This window comes from Brevibacterium sp. K72 (genome assembly GCF_050562175.1).
Classification (GTDB): domain Bacteria; phylum Actinomycetota; class Actinomycetes; order Actinomycetales; family Brevibacteriaceae; genus Brevibacterium; species Brevibacterium casei.
The window spans coordinates 55,728-73,934 of the sequence record NZ_CP191582.1 but is presented as its reverse complement, the minus strand read 5'-3'; the positions used below and the strand labels follow the sequence as shown (position 1 = coordinate 73,934).

Annotated in this window: 16 protein-coding genes; 10 read left to right on the top strand and 6 right to left on the bottom strand. The window is 70.5% G+C overall.

Going from position 1 to position 18,207, the window contains the following annotated elements:
* Positions 1-88: 88 nt before the first annotated feature.
* Positions 89-1,441: a phosphoglucosamine mutase gene (gene glmM / locus ACQ1RG_RS00395; RefSeq protein ID WP_009376126.1), complete on the top strand. Its 1,353-nt coding sequence runs from the start codon at positions 89-91 to the stop codon at positions 1,439-1,441.
* 132 nt (positions 1,442-1,573) lie between these two features.
* Here glmM and phnE read toward each other — a convergent pair whose 3' ends face one another.
* The 4 genes from phnE to ACQ1RG_RS00375 form a co-directional block, all read right to left on the bottom strand.
* Positions 1,574-2,431, bottom strand: a complete 858-nt coding sequence (gene phnE, locus ACQ1RG_RS00390) for a phosphonate ABC transporter, permease protein PhnE (protein WP_009376124.1) — start codon at positions 2,429-2,431, stop codon at positions 1,574-1,576.
* Positions 2,428-3,243 carry a phosphonate ABC transporter ATP-binding protein gene (locus ACQ1RG_RS00385; protein ID WP_176472489.1) on the bottom strand — a complete coding sequence of 272 codons (816 nt, stop codon included), beginning with the start codon at positions 3,241-3,243 and terminating at the stop codon, positions 2,428-2,430. The genes phnE and ACQ1RG_RS00385 overlap by 4 nt, the downstream gene beginning before the upstream one ends.
* Positions 3,243-4,148 (bottom strand): phosphate/phosphite/phosphonate ABC transporter substrate-binding protein, encoded by a 906-nt coding sequence (locus ACQ1RG_RS00380; RefSeq protein WP_009376122.1) that lies wholly within the window; start codon positions 4,146-4,148, stop codon positions 3,243-3,245. Before ACQ1RG_RS00380 ends, ACQ1RG_RS00385 begins: the two co-directional genes overlap by 1 nt.
* 89 nt (positions 4,149-4,237) lie before the next feature.
* Entirely contained in the window at positions 4,238-5,386 is a 1,149-nt protein-coding gene (locus ACQ1RG_RS00375) for a TIGR03364 family FAD-dependent oxidoreductase (RefSeq protein WP_009376119.1), read from the bottom strand.
* 189 nt (positions 5,387-5,575) lie between these two features.
* On the opposite strand from ACQ1RG_RS00375, the gene ACQ1RG_RS00370 reads away from it, so the two are divergent.
* The gene (locus tag ACQ1RG_RS00370; protein WP_176472490.1) at positions 5,576-6,328 is read left to right on the top strand and encodes a GntR family transcriptional regulator; all 753 of its coding nucleotides are present in this window, start codon (positions 5,576-5,578) and stop codon (positions 6,326-6,328) included.
* A gap of 87 nt (positions 6,329-6,415) precedes the next feature.
* On the top strand, positions 6,416-7,108 hold the full coding sequence (locus tag ACQ1RG_RS00365) for a phosphonatase-like hydrolase (protein ID WP_009376116.1): 693 nt from the start codon (positions 6,416-6,418) through the stop codon (positions 7,106-7,108).
* A gap of 10 nt (positions 7,109-7,118) precedes the next feature.
* On the opposite strand, the gene ACQ1RG_RS00360 is transcribed toward ACQ1RG_RS00365, so the two are convergent.
* Both ACQ1RG_RS00360 and coaA read right to left on the bottom strand, forming a co-directional pair.
* The gene (locus ACQ1RG_RS00360) at positions 7,119-8,981 is read right to left on the bottom strand and encodes an ABC transporter ATP-binding protein (protein ID WP_040341220.1); all 1,863 of its coding nucleotides are present in this window, start codon (positions 8,979-8,981) and stop codon (positions 7,119-7,121) included.
* Positions 8,982-9,185: 204 nt separating this feature from the next.
* Positions 9,186-10,223, bottom strand: a complete 1,038-nt coding sequence (gene coaA, locus ACQ1RG_RS00355) for a type I pantothenate kinase (RefSeq protein ID WP_009376109.1) — start codon at positions 10,221-10,223, stop codon at positions 9,186-9,188.
* A 206-nt stretch (positions 10,224-10,429) separates the two neighbouring features.
* Here coaA and glmS point away from each other — a divergent pair, with 206 nt between their 5' ends.
* From glmS to tsaB, 7 genes are all read left to right on the top strand, one after another.
* Positions 10,430-12,304, top strand: coding sequence for a glutamine--fructose-6-phosphate transaminase (isomerizing) (gene glmS, locus ACQ1RG_RS00350; RefSeq protein WP_131248051.1), 1,875 nt, complete (start codon positions 10,430-10,432; stop codon positions 12,302-12,304).
* A gap of 101 nt (positions 12,305-12,405) precedes the next feature.
* Complete coding sequence (locus ACQ1RG_RS00345; protein WP_009376107.1) at positions 12,406-12,828, top strand: holo-ACP synthase; 423 nt, start codon at positions 12,406-12,408, stop codon at positions 12,826-12,828.
* Between the two features lie 29 nt (positions 12,829-12,857).
* Positions 12,858-14,084, top strand: coding sequence for a M20 metallopeptidase family protein (locus ACQ1RG_RS00340; protein WP_009376106.1), 1,227 nt, complete (start codon positions 12,858-12,860; stop codon positions 14,082-14,084).
* A 69-nt stretch (positions 14,085-14,153) separates the two neighbouring features.
* The gene (locus tag ACQ1RG_RS00335) at positions 14,154-15,722 is read left to right on the top strand and encodes a bifunctional ADP-dependent NAD(P)H-hydrate dehydratase/NAD(P)H-hydrate epimerase (protein WP_009376104.1); all 1,569 of its coding nucleotides are present in this window, start codon (positions 14,154-14,156) and stop codon (positions 15,720-15,722) included.
* Positions 15,719-16,939, top strand: a complete 1,221-nt coding sequence (alr, locus tag ACQ1RG_RS00330) for an alanine racemase (RefSeq protein WP_430600408.1) — start codon at positions 15,719-15,721, stop codon at positions 16,937-16,939. Before ACQ1RG_RS00335 ends, alr begins: the two co-directional genes overlap by 4 nt.
* Positions 16,936-17,493: a tRNA (adenosine(37)-N6)-threonylcarbamoyltransferase complex ATPase subunit type 1 TsaE gene (gene tsaE / locus ACQ1RG_RS00325; protein WP_430600407.1), complete on the top strand. Its 558-nt coding sequence runs from the start codon at positions 16,936-16,938 to the stop codon at positions 17,491-17,493. Before alr ends, tsaE begins: the two co-directional genes overlap by 4 nt.
* Entirely contained in the window at positions 17,490-18,203 is a 714-nt protein-coding gene (gene tsaB, locus ACQ1RG_RS00320) for a tRNA (adenosine(37)-N6)-threonylcarbamoyltransferase complex dimerization subunit type 1 TsaB (protein ID WP_131248055.1), read from the top strand. The genes tsaE and tsaB overlap by 4 nt, the downstream gene beginning before the upstream one ends.
* The last annotated feature ends 4 nt before the right edge of the window (positions 18,204-18,207 follow it).

Below are 18,207 nucleotides of genomic sequence, written 5' to 3'. Positions count from 1 at the left end.
CGGGCCCGCCCAGCCGGATCACCGACCTCCGCGGTGCGCCGATGACCATGCACTACGATCGAACAGAACTGTGAGAAAGGACCTGCCCATGGCACGACTCTTCGGAACCGACGGGGTGCGCGGCCTCGCCAATCGGGACATCACGGCGAAGCTGGCGCTCCAGCTCTCCGTCGCCGCCTCCCGTGTGCTCACCCGGACGTGGAGCGGCGAGAAGCGCCCGTTCGCCGTCGTCGGCCGCGACACCCGCGTCTCCGGTGAGTTCCTCTCCGCCTCGACGAGCGCGGGAATCGCCTCTGCCGGAGTCGACGTCCTCGACGCCGGAATGCTCCCGACGCCTGGCATCGCCAGCGTCGTCCGGGACACCGGCGCCGCGTTCGGCGTCGTCATCTCCGCCTCCCACAACCCGATGCCCGACAACGGCATCAAGTTCTTCGCCGCCGGCGGCACGAAGCTCGACGACGCCGTCGAGGACGAGATCCTCGCGATCCTCGACGAGGACTGGGAGCGTCCCACCGGCGCCGAGGTGGGACGGATCTCCCGCTACCCGGCCGCCGCGGACGAGTACACGGAGAAGCTCGTGCGCTCGATCGCCCCCGACGGGGTGCGCCCGCTCTCGGGTCTCAAGGTCGTCGTCGACTGCGCCCACGGTGCCGCCTCGATCGTCGGCCCCGCTGCTCTGCGCCAGGCCGGTGCCGAGGTCATCGTCTCCGCCGCCGAACCCGACGGACTCAACATCAACGACGGCGTCGGCTCGACGCACCTCGAACCGCTCCAGCGCCTCGTCGTCGAGACCCAGTCCGACCTCGGCGTCGCCTTCGACGGAGACGCCGACCGGTGCCTGGCCGTGGACTCGCTCGGACGCGTCGTCAACGGCGACCAGCTCATGGGCATCCTCGCGATCGGGCTCAAGGAGCTCGGCGAGCTCAAGGGGAACACGCTCGTGACCACGGTGATGTCGAACCTCGGTCTGCGCCTGGCGATGGACCGCTACGACATCCGCACCGTGCAGACGGCCGTCGGCGACCGGTACGTGCTCGAGAAGATGCTCGCCGACGGTTACTCCCTCGGCGGAGAGCAGTCCGGGCACCTCCTCATGCTCGACCACGGCACGACCGGCGACGGCGTGCAGACGGCTCTGCACCTCATGAAGCGGATGGCCGATGCCAAACGCACGCTCGCGGACCTCGCAGCGGAGATCCCGCAGCTGCCGCAGTCGCTCGTCAACGTCAAGGGCGTCGACAAGCACCGGGTCGACATCCCGGAGGTCGCCGCGGAGGTCGCCGCCGTCGAATCCGAACTCGACGGCACCGGCCGCGTGCTCCTGCGCGCCTCGGGCACGGAACCGCTCATCCGCGTCATGGTCGAAGCCGAGACCGAGGAGATCTCCCGCCGCCAGGCCGAGCGCCTCGCCGCCGTCGTCAAGGAGCACCTCGCGCTCTGACCCACCCGAGCACTGCCTCGGCGGGGGAGCGGAATCCCGCCTCGGCGGGGACGCACGGCACCACGAAGGCCCGGGACGAGGAATCGTCCCGGGCCTTCGGCATCTCGATGCCGGACTCAGCGGTCGCTCAGCTCAGAGCGCGAGCTTCTTGCGCACTCCCGCCGAGAAGAGGTCGACGGCGATGATGAGCACGAGCACGATGAGGATGTAGGTGAGCATCGAGTCGAACTGGAAGGACTTGATCGACTGGTTGATGAGCAGTCCGATGCCGCCGGCGCCGACGAGGCCGAGGACGAGCGAGGACCGCACATTGACGTCGAAGCGGTAGAGGAGCAGGCCGAAGAGCTGGGGGACGACCTGCGGGAACGTCGCGTTGGCGACGATCTGCGAGCGCTTCGCCCCGGCAGTCGCCAGCGCCTCGGAGGGACCCGGATCGATCTCCTCGATCGCCTCCGACCACAGCTTGCCCATGACCCCCGTGTTGTGGAAGATGAGCGCGAGCACACCGGGGAAGGGCCCGAGGCCGACCGCGGTGACGAAGACAAGGGCGAAGACGATGTCGGGAACCGCGCGGAGGAAGGACATGATCGCGCGGGCGACCTGGTAGACGACCGGGTGCGGTGAGGTCGTGCGCGAACCGAGCACGGCGAGCAGCGCCGAGGTGGGGATCGACAGGGTCGTGCCGAGCAGACCGATCCACAGCGTGATCCCGGTCGCCTGGATGCCCGGCCACACCGTGTCCGTCCAGTCGAGGTTCGGCGGGAACGCCTCGGAGAGGAAGTTCGCCATCCCCTGCCGTCCGTCGACGAGGGTGACGAGCGAGAAGTCCGTCTCCCGCAGGGCGACGACGTGGAGGACGACGATGACGACGATCGCCGTCGCCAGCTGCCAGCCGCCGAAGCGGCGGATCGGCGGCTGCAGGGCGGTCGGGGTCTGGCCCAGCGGTACGGTGCGCAGGGTGGTGCCGCGCGTGTCGGGAATCGTCTTCACTTGCTCTCCGAATTCGTCACGGGGGTGTAGAGGCCGGTGATCTCCTCGGCCGGCACCTCGTCGGCGCGCCCGCGCAGGACGATCCCGCCGGAGCGCAGACCGATGATCGTGTCGGCGAACTCACGGGCGAGGTCCGGCTGGTGGAGGACCGCTGCGACCGCGAGTCCCTCATCGTGGGCGAGGTCGCGCAGCAGTCCCATGACCGTGCGGGCCGCCTCGGGGTCGAGGGCGGCGACGGGTTCGTCGGCGAGGAGGACCTCCGCGCCCTGGCACAGGGCGCGGGCGATCGCCACGCGCTGCTGCTGACCGCCCGAGAGCGTGCCGGCCCGCAGCGGGGCCTTGTCGGCGAGTCCCACCCGGTCGAGGGCGACCATCGCCTCCCGGCGGATCTCCGCCGGGTAGAACCACGGGTGGAGCGAGGCGGCGACGGGCATCCGGGCGAGGGCGCCCGCGCAGACGTTGTCGAGCACGGAGCGGCGGGCGACGAGGTGGATCTTCTGGAACACCATCGCCGGGCGTCCGTGCTCGCCGCCGATCTCGATCTCACCACCCTGGTGCTGGGTGAGGCCGGCGACGGCGCGCAGGGTCGTCGACTTGCCGGATCCGTTGGCTCCGAGGAACGCGAGCAGCTCACCGGGGGCGACGTCGAAGCTGACGTCGTCGAGCACGGTGGTCGGACCGTAGGCGACGGCGAGGCCGGAGACCCGCAGGAGCGGGGAGGCACCGGCACCGCCGGTGCCTCCGGTCGCCGCCGACCCCGGCGTCGCCGGGGACCCGGCGGCCGCCTCGGCGGGAGTGGTCCGCAGCGTCATCAGACGTCCTCTTCGGTCAGGTTCATCGTCTTCGCGAGGTCGAAGAGCGGCTGGTACGTCGACTTGTCGACCTCGATGAGCTGACCGGCCGGTTCGACGCCGAGGTAGCCGGCGACCTCTTCGATGTCCTTGGCCGGGAGGTTGAGGAGGGCGTCCTTGACGGCCTTCTTGAACTCGGGGTCAGCGGACTCGGCGACGGTGATCGGGTCGTTCGGGATGGGGTCGGACTCCCAGATCTGGCGGAAGTCCTCCTTCTTGAAGGTGCCCTCCTTGATCGCGGTGCCCATCGTCTGGGAGTTGATCTGGGCGGCGTCGACGGTCTTGTTCGTCAGGGCGAGCAGGGCCTCGGGGTGGCCGCCGGCGTAGTTGAGGTTGAGCTCGGATTCGGCGATGCCGGCCTGGGCGAGGGCGTAGCGGGGCAGAGCGTCACCCGAGGTCGAACCGACGCTGCCGAGGGCGAGGTCCTTGCCGCGGAGGTCCTCGAGGGTTGTGATGCCGGACTCCTTGGGGACCCAGATGCCACCGGTGTACGAGCTCAGCTCGCCCTCGGCCGTGCCGAAGGAGGCGAGCGGTTCGGCACCGGCGCGCTCGGAGGCGAAGACGTAGCCGAGGGGGCCGAACTGGCCGATGTCGAGCTTGCCGTTCTGCATCGCGAGCACCTCGGCGGAGTAGTCCTCGAGGACCTGGACCTCGACGGGGCAGTCGAGGGTCTTCGACAGCGACTCGGCGACCGTCTTGTAGGCGGGTTCGAGCTTCTTCGGGTCCTCGAACGGTTCGATGCCGAAGGTGATCTGCCCGTTCGGACAGGTCGCCGACTCCGCGCTGGCGGCCGGCGAGCAGCCGGCGAGGACGACGGGGGCGAGGAGGACGGCGGCGGAGGCGAGGGCGATGTGGACGCGCTTCATGATGATCCTTCTGTGATGGAGTGATGGTGATCGTGCGATAGGACGGGGTGGAACGGTTCTGGTGGGGTCCGCGCGATCGCCCGGACGGCTCAGGCGGCGGGACGGAGTGAGGGTCGCAGGGCGGTGAGCGTGCGCTCGGCGAGGCCGAAGGCGATCGTCATCCCGATCCCGGTGGCCACGGTGGCCACGGTCGTGCGCTCGTCGACGGTCTCGACGAGGAGCGGTCGGGTCGGGCTCGAGGCGTAGACGCCCTGCCACCGCTGGCGGATGGCGAACCCGGTGGGCTGGTCGAGGACGCAGGCCGCCTCGGTGAGGAGGACGTCGGTCGTCGACTCCGGGATGAACGGGTCGACGCTGCGACCGTACTCGTGGGAGTCGCCGATGATGATCGTCCCGTCGGGGCGGGGACCGAACATGACGTTGGCGCCGACGGCGATGAGCTCGGGGGCGCTGCGGGCGACCTCGTCGCGGACCGCCTCGGCGGCGGGCATCGAGGCGAACGCGTCGTAGCGCAGCAGCGAGGTGCGCGTGAGGATCGCAGCATCCGTGCGGATGTGCTCCGGGGTCGCGGCCAAGGTCATCGACAGCGCGCACTCGACGAGTTCGGCCTCGGCGGCGAGCTCGGGGAAGAGCGCGGGAAGCTGGTGGCCGGTGCACACGATGACGTGGTCGGCGGTGAATGTGCCCACCGAGGTCTCGACCCGGCCGTCGGCGACCCGGCCCACCCGGACGCCGGTGCGCAGGTCGATCGCCGAGGCGGAGCTCAGTGACTGCGCAAGCCGGGGGGCCGCGGTGCGGGGGTCGACACGGAGGTCGGCGGTCAGGTGCGCCCCGCCCACAGCGCCGCGCAGGCGGGCGTGGGGGTCGCCGGTGACCGCGGCCCCGAGGCGTTCGGGCGTGAGGAGGTCGATCGCGGCCGCACCCTTCTCAGCACGGGCCTGTTCGAGGATCGCCATCTGCGCCTGCGAGGTGGCGACGACGAAGGCGCCGGTCGGTGCGGCCCAGAAGTCGGCCTCCTTCGCCGCTTCCATCCACTGGTGGCGGCCGGCGGCGGCGAGTTCGGCGAACTCACCGGTCTGCCCGGTGATGCAGGCGTGGCCGAAGTTGCGCACGGACGCACCGCGCGGCACCGTGTCGGCCTCGAGGATCGTCACGCTCAGGCCCCGGCGAGCGGCGGCCCGGGCATGGGCGAGGCCGATGATGCCGGCCCCGACGACGATGATGTCAGAATGGTTCATGCCTCGAGACTGCCGTGTCCGGGACGCCTGAGACAAGCGGATTCGGGGCATGTATATATAAGTTGGCGATCCGTTCATCTGCGAGCGTTCGCGCGGGGTGTCTGTTCATCCCGCGTTCAATCACGGAGGCCCGAAAGCCGGGGCCGGTAGGTTATCGTCGAACCTATGATGACAAGTTCACGTTCACCTATGGAGCCGCGGGCGGCCCTGCACAGGGTCATCGGTGACGAGCTGCGGGCGCGGATCACCGATGGCAGGCTTCCCATCGGGGCGCCGCTGCCGAGCGAGGCCGAACTCTGCCGTGAGTTCTCCGTCTCCCGCGGTCCGGTGCGCCAGGCGCTCGCGGCGCTGCGGGCCGAGGGCATCATCGCCGGCAGTCAGGGAGCGGTCGCCCACGTCGTCGGCTCCGTGCCGACGCAGTCGATGACGAGCTTCCTCTCCTTCTCCGAGTGGGCGCAGTCGACGCATCGGCGTCCGGGACAGCGCACCGTCGAACTCGCCCGCCGCGCCGCGAACGAAGAGGTGGCCGCGGCACTGTCCGTGCCGGTCGGGGAGACCGTCGTCGAGATCATCCGCCTGCGCCTCCTCGACGACGTGCCGGTGATGGTCGAGCGCACGGCCTTCACCCTCGAGGCCGGACGTCACCTCTTCGACTTCGACACCGACAGCGGATCGATCTTCGCCCACCTCAAGGGCAACGGCGTCGAACTCGTCGCCGCCCGCCACACCTTCGACGCCGTGACCGCAGCGGGCCTCGACGCCGAACTGCTCGAGGTGCCCGACTGCACGCCGCTGCTGCGCGAACTCCGGATCACCTCGACCGGTGCCGGCGTCCCCGTCGAGTACTCCGATGACCGGTACCTGCCCGGCAAGGTGACGTTCACGATCAACAACACCGCCGCCTCGGGCGGCAACGTCATCCGACTCATCCCCGAGGACTGACCTCGGTCCCAGCCGACCCTTGACACGCGCGCCACGCCGGGCGGCGACACTGCCGCCCGCATCCACCTCTGCGAAGGAGAACCCCCAATGACCACGACCATCGACCTCGCCGTCTTCGACATGGCAGGCACCACGCTCGACGAGCACGGAGACGTCTACCGGGCGCTGCGCCAAAGCGTCGAGGAGACCGGCACCGAGGTGACCGAGGAGAACCTCCAGACCTGGATGGGCACCGACAAGGTCGAGGCGATCCGCAACCTCCTCCGCCTCGGCGGGCATTCCGCGGACGCGGGCACGGTCGCTCAGTGCTTCGACCGCTTCCGCGCGCTGCTGCACGAGTTCTACGCCGCCACCCCGCCCGAACCGCTGCCCGGCGTCACCGAGGCGCTCGCCGAACTCCGCCGGAACGGGGTCAAGGTGGCGCTGACGACCGGGTTCTCGACCGACGTCGCCGGCCCCCTCCTCGAGGGCCTCGGGTGGGCGACGGGGGAGGACGGGAACCTCGACGCCGTCGTCTGCTCCGACGAGGTGGCCGCCGGCCGTCCCTACCCGTACATGATCCAGCGGGCGATGGAGCGGACCGGGACGAAGGACGTCCGCACCGTACTCGTCGCCGGTGACACCGCCGTCGACGTCGAAGCCGGCGCCGCCTCGGGGGCCGGAATCGTCCTCGGCGTCGAGACCGGAGCGCTCACCGCCGCGGACTTCTCCGCCTTCGACGGCGCGCAGTCGCTGCCCTCGGTGGCCGAGATCCCGGCCTTCCTCGGCCTCCGCGCCTGAGCTCCGCCCCTCAGCTGTCGGAGAACTGCGTCGCGTAGAGCTCGGCGTAGCGGCCGCCGCGGGCGATGAGCTCGGCATGCGAACCGGACTCGACGATGCGCCCGGCCTCGACGACGAGGATCGTGTCGGCCTGCCGGATCGTCGAAAGCCGGTGCGCGATGACGAGCGCGGTGCGCCCCGACATCGCGTGCGCGAGCGCCTGCTGCACGGCCGCCTCGTTCGTCGAGTCGAGCGCCGAGGTGGCCTCGTCGAGGACGACGATCTCCGGGGCCGCGAGGAGCATCCGGGCGATCGTCAGCCGCTGGCGCTCACCGCCGGAGAGCCGGTAGCCGCGCTCGCCGACGACGGTGTCGAGCCCGTCAGGCAGGGCCGCGATGACGTCGTGGAGCTGCGCCCGGTCGAGGGCGTCGGCGAGTTCGGTCTCCGTCGCATCGGGCTTCGCGAGCAGGAGGTTCGACCGGATCGACTCGTGGAAGACGTGCCCGTCCTGGGTGACGACGCCGACCGTCTTGCGCAGCGTCTCCGCGGAGAGTTCGCGGACATCGACACCGCCGATCGTGATGCTGCCCTCGGTGACATCGTAGAGGCGCGGCAGCAGTGAGGCGATCGTCGACTTGCCGGCCCCCGAGGAGCCGACGAGGGCGACCGTGTGACCGGCGGGGATCGTGAAGCGGAGATCGTGGAGGACCTCCTGACCGCCGCGGGCGTCGAGCACCGAGACGTCCTCGAGGCTCGCGAGACTGACCTGTTCGGCACTCGGGTAGGCGAAGCTGACATGGTCGAATGCGACGTCGAGGCCGTCCTCAGGCAGCTCCTTGGGGTCCTTCGGCGCCTTGATGAACGGGACGAGGTCGAGGATCTCGAAGACCCGCTGGAAGCTGACGACGGCGCTCATGATGTCGAGGCGGGCGTTCGCGAGCATCGTCAGCGGCGTGTACAGGCGGGTGAGGAGGAGGGCGAGGGTGACGACCTGACCGGCATTGAGATGACCGAGGACCGCCTGGGCGCCGCCGATGCCGTAGACGAGTGCCAGCGCGAGAGCTGAGACGAGGGTGAGGGAGGCGACGAACGTCGACTGGAGCATCGCGACCTTGACCCCGATGTCGCGGACCTGACCGGCGCGGTCGGCGAACTCGCGGTTCTCCGTGGCGGGGTTGCCGAAGAGCTTGATGAGCGTGGCACCGCCGGCGGAGAAGCGCTCGGTCATCCGCGTCGACATGTCGGCGCTGTTCTCCGCTGCCTGGAACTGGAGGGCGGCGAGCTTCCCGCTGAGCATCCTCGTGGGGATGATGAAGAGCGGCAGGAGGAGGATCGACAGGGCTGTGACCTGCCAGGAGATCGTCACCATGACGGCGACGGTGAGGATGAGCGAGACGAGGTTGGACACGATGCCCGAGAGCGTGTTCGAGAACGCCCGCTGCGCCCCGATGACGTCGGTGTTGAGCCGCGAGACGAGGGCACCGGTGCGGGTGCGGCTGAAGAAGGCGATCGGCATCGACTGGACGTGGTCGAACACGGCGGTGCGCAGATCGAAGATGAGTCCTTCGCCGATCTGCGCGGACAGGTACCGGTTCGTGATCGAGAGAGCGGCGTCGGCGATCGCGAGGGCGCCGATGGCCACGGCGAGCCACACGACAGTGGCGACGGGACCGCCGCCGGTGATTGCGTTGACGACGTCACCGGCGAGGACGGGGTTGAGCACGCCGATGACGGCGGAGCCGACGGAGAGGGTGAGGAAGACGGCGAGCTTCCTCTTGTGCCGTTTCGCGAATCCGGCGATCCGTCGGTAGGTGCCCTTCTGGATCGTCGTCTGCGGGGTGCGCTGACTCTTCACCGAGGTGTACATCACCCTGTGTGCCGACTGCAGACTCATCGTCGCCTCTCTCCTGCTTCTCGCCCGAGTGGGAGTGCACGCACCCGGACGAAGGCGCATCGCCTCCTTGGGGATGACAAACTGTGCACTCAGTGCAACTGTGCGTGGGCCGATTCTATTTCCGCCCGCCCGGACCGAACTCCGGGAGTGCGCGGCGCCCGACCGACGACAGCGAATCCGCGACGCCCGCCGGCCAACCGCGGATCAGAGCTTGCGCAGCTGGACCTTGCGGATCGTGTGGTCGGCGGATTTGTGGAGGACGAGATCGGCGCGACCGCGGCTGGGCAGGACGTTCTCCCGCAGGTTGGGGAAGTTGATCGAGTCCCAGATCTCCGTGGCGAGCGTCACCGCCTCGTCGTCGCTGAGCTTCGAGTAGCGGTGGAAGTACGAGTCGGGGTCCTGGAAGGCGCCGTGTTTGAGTTTGAGGAAGCGCGAGACGTACCACTCGCGGATGTCGCGGGAGCGGGCGTCGACGTAGACGGAGAAGTCGAAGTAGTCACTCGTCGACAGCCCCACGGTCCCGTCGCTGCGGGGCCGGGCCGGCTGGAGGACGTTGAGCCCTTCGACGATGAGGACGTCGGGGGAGCGGACGACCACCTCGGCGCCGGGAACGATGTCGTACGTGTGGTGGGAGTACACAGGTGCCCGGACCTCCGGGGCCCCGGACTTCACGGCAGAGAGGAAGCGGAGCAGGCGGCGGCGGTCGTAGGACTCGGGAAAGCCCTTGCGGCCGTTCAGGTGTCGGCGTTCGAGTTCGGCGTTGGGGTAGAGGAACCCGTCGGTGGTGATGAGCTCGACGCGAGGGGTGTCGGGCCAGCGGGCGAGGAGTTCGCGCAGGACACGGGCCGTCGTCGACTTGCCCACTGCGACGGAGCCGGCGACGCCGATGACGAAGGGCGTGCGCTTGGCGTCCTGCGGTTCGAGGCCGAGCTCGTGAAGGGGGGAGAAGAACTCCCGCGTCATCTGGTGCTTGCCCTGCCGGGCGGAGACGTAGAGGTTGAGCAGGCGGGACAGCGGCAGGTAGACCTGCGCCACCTCGTCGAGATCGATGCGATCGCCGAGGCCGCGCAGCCGCTCGATGTCGCGCTGGGTCAGCGGCAGCGGAGTCGACTGCGCAAGCGTGCCCCACACCTCGCGGTCGAACTCCCAGAACGGGGAGCTCGGCTGGTCGTCGAGCTTCCTCGCGGTGTTGAGTCCGGCAAGGCGGCGCGCACGGTCAAGCTGCGGATCGACATGAGGCATGGGGACAATTGTGTCATGCGTCATGGGCGCCTCCCGCACCGCCGTGGCACCCCGGTGATGCGGTCGCCGTCACCCCGGCGATGCGGCCGGCGTCACCCCGGCGATGCGGTCGCCGTCACAGGCCGGCAGTGCCCCCGGTCACCTCGGCGGATGGCCTGGGTACCCGGTGGGAGGCGGGGTTGACTCGGCCCAGTAAAATTCCTCTCATGTGTGGAATCGTAGGATATGTCTCCAGTGCGCCGGTCACCGATGTCGACCATACTGCGCTCGACGTTGTGCTCGCCGGCCTCAAGCGGCTCGAATACCGCGGGTACGACTCCGCTGGAGTCGCTCTCGTCACCCCTGACGGCGAACTCGCCACCGCCAAGAAGGCGGGCAAGCTCTCCAATCTCACCGATGACCTCGAGGCGAATGCGCTTCCGCTCGCGCAGACGGGCATCGGACACACCCGGTGGGCGACCCACGGCGGTCCCACCGATGTCAACGCCCACCCCCACGTCGCCGACGGCGGACGCCTCGCGCTCATCCACAACGGCATCATCGAGAACTTCGCGCAGCTCAAGGCACCGCTGGTCGCCGACGGCTTCGAGTTCACCTCGGAGACCGACACCGAGGTGGCGGCCGCGCAGCTGGCGAAGAACTACCGCGAATGCGGCGACCTCACCGATGCGATGCGCGTGACCGCCCAGCAGCTCGAAGGAGCCTTCACCCTGCTCGCCGTCCACGCGGACCTGCCCGGCACCGTCGTCGCCGCGCGCCGCAACTCGCCGCTGGTCATCGGCCTCGGCGAGGGGGAGAACTTCCTCGGCTCCGACGTCGCCGCGTTCATCGACTACACGCGCACCGCCGTCGAGATCGGCCAGGACGAAGTCGTCACCATCACCCCGGACTCGGTCGTCATCACCGACCTCGCCGGCAAGGTCGTCCCCGGTGAGCAGTTCGAGGTCGACTGGGACACCGCCTCGGCGGAGAAGGGCGGCTTCTCCTCGTTCATGGACAAGGAGATCCACGATCAGCCGCAGGCCGTCGGCGACACCCTGCTCGGCCGCTTCGACACCGAGGGCAAGCTCTCGCTCGACGAGATGAACATCGACGAGTCCGTGCTCAAGACCATCGACAAGATCGTCGTCATCGCGTGCGGCACCGCCGCCTACGCCGGTCAGGTCGCGAAGTACGCGATCGAGCACTGGTGCCGCATCCCCGTCGAGGTCGAACTCGCCCACGAGTTCCGGTACCGGGACCCCGTCGTCAACGAGAAGACCCTCATCGTCGCGATCTCCCAGTCGGGGGAGACGATGGACACGATCATGGCCGTGCGCCACGCCCGCCAGCAGGGCGCGAAGGTCATCGCGATCTGCAACACCTTCGGCTCGACGATCCCGCGCGAATCCGATGCCGTGCTCTACACGCACGCGGGACCGGAGATCGCCGTGGCCTCGACGAAGGCGTTCCTCTCCCAGGTCGTCGCCTGCTACCTGCTCGGCCTCTACCTCGCGCAGCTGCGCGGGAACAAGTTCCGCGACGAAATCGCCCTCATCCTCAAGGACCTCCAGACGATCCCGGAGAAGATCCAGCGGATCCTCGACGAGGGCAAGGACCAGGTGCTCGGCCTCGCCCGTCGCAACGAGGACGTCGGCTCGGTGCTCTTCCTCGGCCGTCACGTCGGCTACCCGGTCGCGATGGAGGGTGCGCTCAAGCTCAAGGAGCTCGCCTACATCCACGCCGAGGGCTTCGCCGCGGGCGAGCTCAAGCACGGTCCGATCGCGCTCATCGACGACGGCCAGCTCGTCATCATCGTCGTGCCCTCGAAGCGCGGACGCGATTCGCTCCACGCCAAGGTGATCTCGAACATTCAGGAGGTCCGGGCGCGCGGTGCGAACACCGTCGTCATCGCCGAGGAGGGAGACGAGGACGTGCGCGAGTTCGCCTCCGAGGTCATCTACGTCCCCGAGACCTCCACGCTGCTCGCGCCGCTGCTCACCACGGTCCCGCTGCAGATCTTCGCGATGGAGCTTGCGACGGCCAAGGGCCTCGACGTCGACCAGCCCCGCAACCTCGCGAAGTCCGTCACCGTCGAGTGATCCCTCCGGTCCGCGGTTCCGGCACCCCGCCGGGACCGCGGGCCGCCCGCATCTGCGGACCGCACCGCATCCGCGGCACAGCAGCCTGAAGAGGAGGCCCCATGGCCATTCTCGGCATCGGCACCGACATCGCCGACGTCCCGCGCTTCGCCGAGCACATCGAGCGCGTGCCCGAACTCCTCGATCGGCTGCTCACCCCCGCTGAACAGCTCAAACGCAACGGCAAGCGCCGCACGGACGCGTCCCTGGCCGCCCGATTCTCCGCGAAGGAGGCCCTGAAGAAGGCGATCGGCTTCCCCGGGTGGCTGCCCTGGCAGTCCGCCGAGGTGGTCCCCGCCCGCTCGGGCGCCCCGTCGTTCCGTCTCCGCGGGCTCGTCCTCGAGCACTTCCGCGCGATCGGCGGCACCAACCTCCACCTCTCCATCACCCATGATGCGAATGTGACGATGACCTTCGTCATCGCCGAAGGCGACGGGCCCTCGCTCAGCCCCGACGTCGAATGGGAGTCCCGCCACTTCGGCTGACCGCCTGCGTGCGGGCATAGACTCTCCCCATGGCTTCCCTCCCCACTCCCGCCGAGGCGGCCGCTCTCGCCCCCGACCTCGTCACCCTGCGTCGCGCCCTCCATGCCGCCCCGGAGGTCGGCCTCGACCTGCCCGAGACCCAGGCCCTCGTCCGCGAGGCGATCGCCGTCCTCGACGTCGAGATCACCGACGGCTCCGCCCTCTCCTCGCTCACCGTCGTCCTCCGCGGCGGCAGGCGGACCGAGGATTCGACGGGCGTCGTGCCCGCCGTGCTTCTGCGCGGGGACATGGACGCCCTGCCCGTGCCCGAGGCGACGGGCTTCGACTTCGCCGCGGTGAACGGGAACATGCACGCGTGCGGCCACGACCTCCACACAGCGGGCCTCGTCGGGGCGCTGCGTCTCCTCCACGACCGACGCGCAGAGCTGCCCGGCGACGTCGTGTTCATGTTCCAGCCCGGTGAGGAGGGCTTCGACGGGGCCGGCCGGATGCTCGACGAGGGCGTCCTCGACGCCGCCGGTCCCCGGGTCAAGGCCGCCTACGGGATCCATGTCTCCGCGGATCAGGACCTCGGCCTCGGGTCGAGCAGACGCGGATCGTACATGGCGGCGTTTGCGAAGATGACGATCACCGTCCACGGGAAGGGGACCCATGCATCCAGGCCGGCGACCGGCCGCGACCCGATCTCCGTGGGGGCGATGCTCGTCGGTCAGCTCCAGGAGTACGTCACCCGCCGCTTCGACATCTTCGATCCCCTCGTCGTCACCGTCGGCCAGTTCAACGGCGGCACCGCCCCCAACGTCATCCCCGACTTCGCGACCCTCGTCGTCAGCGTGCGTACGTTCTCCGAGACCGTCACCACCCGCGCCGAGGCGGAGCTTCCCCACCTCGTGAGCGGGCTCGTCGCCGCCCACGGACTCGAGGCCGAGGTCGCCTACGAGCGGATCCTGCCGCCGACGATCAACGACGACGCCGAGGCGGACTTCTTCCTCGAGACCTTCGCCGACCTCTTCGGCGCCGACCGTACCTGGTCGCGGCCCGATCCGCTGCCCGGCTCCGAGGACTTCTCCCGGGTGCTCGCCGAGGTGCCCGGCGCCTACGGCCACTTCGGGGCGGCGCTGCCCACCCTGCCCGTCGAGGAGCGGGAGGCCAACCATTCGCCTCGGGCGAGGCACAGCGACGAGGGCCTCGCCGATCAGGCGCTCTTCCTCGCCCACCTCGCCGCCCGGCGACTCGACCGGCTCGCCCGGGAGTGAGCCCCGACCATCAGCACTGACCACGCAGCACTGACCAGGCAGCACTGACCAGGCAGGAAGGAGCATCCGATGCCGACCTACGCATACCCCAGCCGGACCGTGCGCGACGCCGAGGTGCCCCTGCTCGAGGCGGGCGCACCCCTCATGGCCCGTGCCGCCGCGGCGCTGGCCCGCTTCAGCGCCGAGGTCCTCCGCGCTCGGCGCGGACTCGTCACCGGATCCCGGGTCTGCGTGCTCGCCGGCCCCGGCAACAACGCCGGTGACGCCCTTTACGCCGCTGCGGCGCTGGCCCGCCTGGGTGCCCGTGTCGGCGTCATCGTCCTCTTCGGCACCACCCACGGCAACGGGCTCGCCGCGGCGGTGCGCGCCGGCGCCGACGTCATCGACCTCGACAGCGGGCAGGACACGGCCCAACGGACCGCCGCGCTCACCGAACTCACCCGCGCCGGGCTCGTCCTCGACGGCATCCTCGGCACCGGCGGTCGACGCGGGCTGCCCCCGCACGTCGCCCGACTCATCCGCGACTGGCGGGAGTCCGAATTCGGGGGCACCGTCGTCGCCGTCGACATGCCCTCGGACCTCGATCCCGCCTCGGCGGGCCCCGAGTCCCGGATCCACGCTGATGCGACGCTCACCTTCGGCGGGCTCAAGGCCGAGCTCATCGACCCCCGCTCAGCCAGGTTCACCGGGCCGGTCCATGTCGTCGACATCGGTCTCGGGCTCTCCGCCGAGGCCGCCGTCGCCGAACTCCTCGCCCCAGAGGACCTCGCCACCGAGTTCCCGCGCCCCGGCCCGGAGTCCCACAAGTACTCCCGCGGGGTGATCGGGGTCGTCGCCGGCTCGCGCGAGTACCCGGGTGCCGGCGTCCTCACCACCGGCGCCGCCGTGGGCACAGCCCCGGGCATGGTCCGCTTCCTCGGCGCCCACGATGTCGGAGAGCGGGTGCTCGACCGCCACGCCGAGGTGGTCCTCGGTCCCGGCCGCCTCGATGCCCTCGTCGTCGGCTCCGGCGACCCCGAGACCGGGGCGATCGAGACCGGGCTCGCAACGATCGCCGGCACCGCGGTCCCCGTCGTCCTCGACGCCGGGGCGATCGAGATGGTCGGCCATGCCGAGGCGGCCCCGGTGCCGGGAGCGGCGGGGCGGCTCCACGGGCGACCCGTCGTCCTCACCCCGCACGCCGGTGAGCTCTCCCGCCTCCTCAGCCGCCTCCTCGGCGAGATCATCACCGCAGGCCGGGTCGCCGCCGACCCGCTGCTCTGGGCCAGGCGCGCAGCCGCGGACACCGGGCACATCGTCCTCCTCAAGGGGTCTCAGACGGTCATCGCGTGCCCCGACGGCTTCGCGGTCCTGCCCGCTCCGGGCCCGGCGAGCCTCGCGACCGCCGGTTCCGGCGACGTGCTCACCGGGATCATCGGCACCCTGCTCGCCGCCGCGCAGGCGAAACGGCGGACCGGAGGCGAGGACGGCCCGATGCCCGATCGCGTGGTCGCGCACACCGCGGGGCTCGGCGTGCTCCTCCACAACGCCGCCGGGTACCTGTCGATCAACGCCGAACAGCTCGTCACCGCCGTCGGACAGGTGACGTCCGCCCTCGTCCACTCGGGCCGGGCCGCGGACGGTATCCTTGTCCAGTGACCTCACGCGACATATCCCTCGTCAGGGCTGAGATCGACGCGTCCGCGCTGCGGGCCAACGCCGCCGCCCTCGCCGAGGCGGTCAGCCCCGCCCGACTCAAGTGCGTCGTCAAGGCCGACGCCTACGGGCACGGCGTCGACCTCGTCGCCCCGACCCTCCACGCCGCAGGTCTCCGCGAGTTCTGCGTCGCCACCGTGCCCGAGGCCCTCGCCCTGCGCGACCTCCTCGGCGCCGACGCCGAGATCATGGCCTGGCTCTACGGTCCCGGCAGCGACCTCGAGGCGGCCCTGCGTGCGGACATCGCCCTCGGCGTCTCGACTCCGGGTGCCCTCGATCGGGTCGCCGCGGCCGTGCGAGCCACGGGCATCCGGGCGCGCGTCCACCTCAAGATCGACAGCGGGCTCGGGCGCAACGGGCTCGCACCCGAGGACATTCCCGCCGTCCTCACCACGCTTCGGGCATGCGCCGAGGAGGACGCACCCCCGTTCGTCGTCTCCGGGATCATGAGCCACTTCGCCGTCGCCGACGAACCCGAGCGCCCCGAGACCGCGCAGCAGCAGGAGGTCTTCGACTCAGCCCGTCGGGAGCTCACCGAGCTCCTCGAGTCAGCCGGCGGCCGCCTCGGTGAGGCCTCCGACCTCGACGTCCACATCGCGAACTCCCCGGCCGCACTCACGCTCAGGCCCGTGCCGGGCACCTCGGCCAGGGTCGGGCTCGCCCTCTACGGCCTCTCCCCGCTCGCCGACGCCGAACCGGGCGACCTCGGTCTCACCCCCGTCATGCGGCTCGTCTCCGAGGTCGTCAACCTCAAGCACATCCCTGTCGGGCACGGCGCCTCCTACGGGCTGACGTACACCGCCGAGGCGGACACCCGGTTCGCGCTCGTACCCGGCGGATACGGTGACGGGGTGCCCCGGTCGGCGTCGAACCGCGCCGAGGTGAGCATCCGCGGAAAGCGGTTCCCCATCGTCGGACGCATCGCGATGGACCAGTTCATCGTCGACGTCGGCGACGCGGAGGTCGCCATCGGCGACGAGGTCGTCCTCTTCGGTCCCGGCGGCCCGTCCGCCGCCGAATGGGGGGACTGGGCGGAGACGATCAACTACGAGATCGTCACCCGCTTGAGCGCCCGCGTCGACCGGGTCCTCATCGACGCCGACCCTGCCGACCCCGGCGACAGGGCGCCCGCCGACCCGACGAGCACGGAGGCCCGATGAGGATCCGGATCCGCAGCCTCGATGAGATGCGCACCCTCGCCGAGGTGGTCGCCGCCCACCTGAGCGCCGGTGACCTCCTCATCCTCACCGGCAACCTCGGTGCGGGGAAGACGACGTTCACGCAGGCACTGGGCCGGGGGCTCGGGGTGCGCGGCCGCATCACCTCACCGACCTTCGTCATCGCCCGCGAACACCCCTCACGCCACGGCGGTCCGACTCTCGTCCACGTCGACGCCTACCGTCTCGGCGCGGCCGAGGAGCTTTCCGACCTCGACCTCGACTCCGACCTCGAGGACTCGATCACCGTCGTCGAATGGGGCGAGGGACTCGCCGAACAGCTGAGCCTGGACTACCTGTCGGTGACGATCACCCACGGCGGAGGAGACGACGTCTCCGACCTCGACGACGAGGACCCCGCCGACGACGAGTATCTCGTCGACGAGGAGCGCGTCGTCGAGATCACCGGACACGGACAGGACTGGGAGGGCCGCCTCGGCGCGCTCACGGCGGCGGTGAGGACGGGCCTCGGACCCGATGCGGAGGTCGACGGATGATCATTCTCGGAATCGACACCTCGCAGGCGGCCTCGGTCGCCCTCGTCGACACGACCACCGGAGCGGTCCTCGCCGCCGAACAGGCGGCTGACCAGCGCCACCACGTCGAGTTCATCGGTCCCGCACTCGCCCGCGTCCTCGAGCGGCCGGAGGTCCCCGAGCTCGTCGTCACCGGCACCGGCCCGGGACCGTTCACGGGACTGCGGGTGGGCATCGCGGCGGGCATCGCCGTCGGCCTGGCCCGCGACATCCCCGTGCGCGGGATCCTCTCCCAGACGGCCATCGCCGAGGAGGTCCGCCGCTCCCGTGCCGCCCGCGGGGACGCTCGTCCCGGTGCTGACGCCGGGCTCGTCCTCATCGCCGGCGACGCCCGCCGCAAGGAGGTCTACGCGAGTGTGTGGGACGCGGCGGCGGAGACGATGCTCTCAGGCCCGCTCGTCGCGAAGCCCGCGGAGCTCGCGACCGAACTCGCCGCCCACGACATCGACCCCGAGGCCGTGGGGCAGCGGTTCGGGCGCGGGTTCGCCCTCTACCCTGAGGCGATCGGCGAGTCCGCGGACAGCGACATCGTCGACCCGAAGGCCGAGCACCTCGCGTTCGCCGCGGCCCGGGTGCTCGGTTCGGGCGGCGAACTCGGCGACCCGGTCCCCGAGTACCTGCGCGAACCCGACGCCGCCGCGACCCCCGTCCGACAGACCCTGCTCAAGTAGGGGC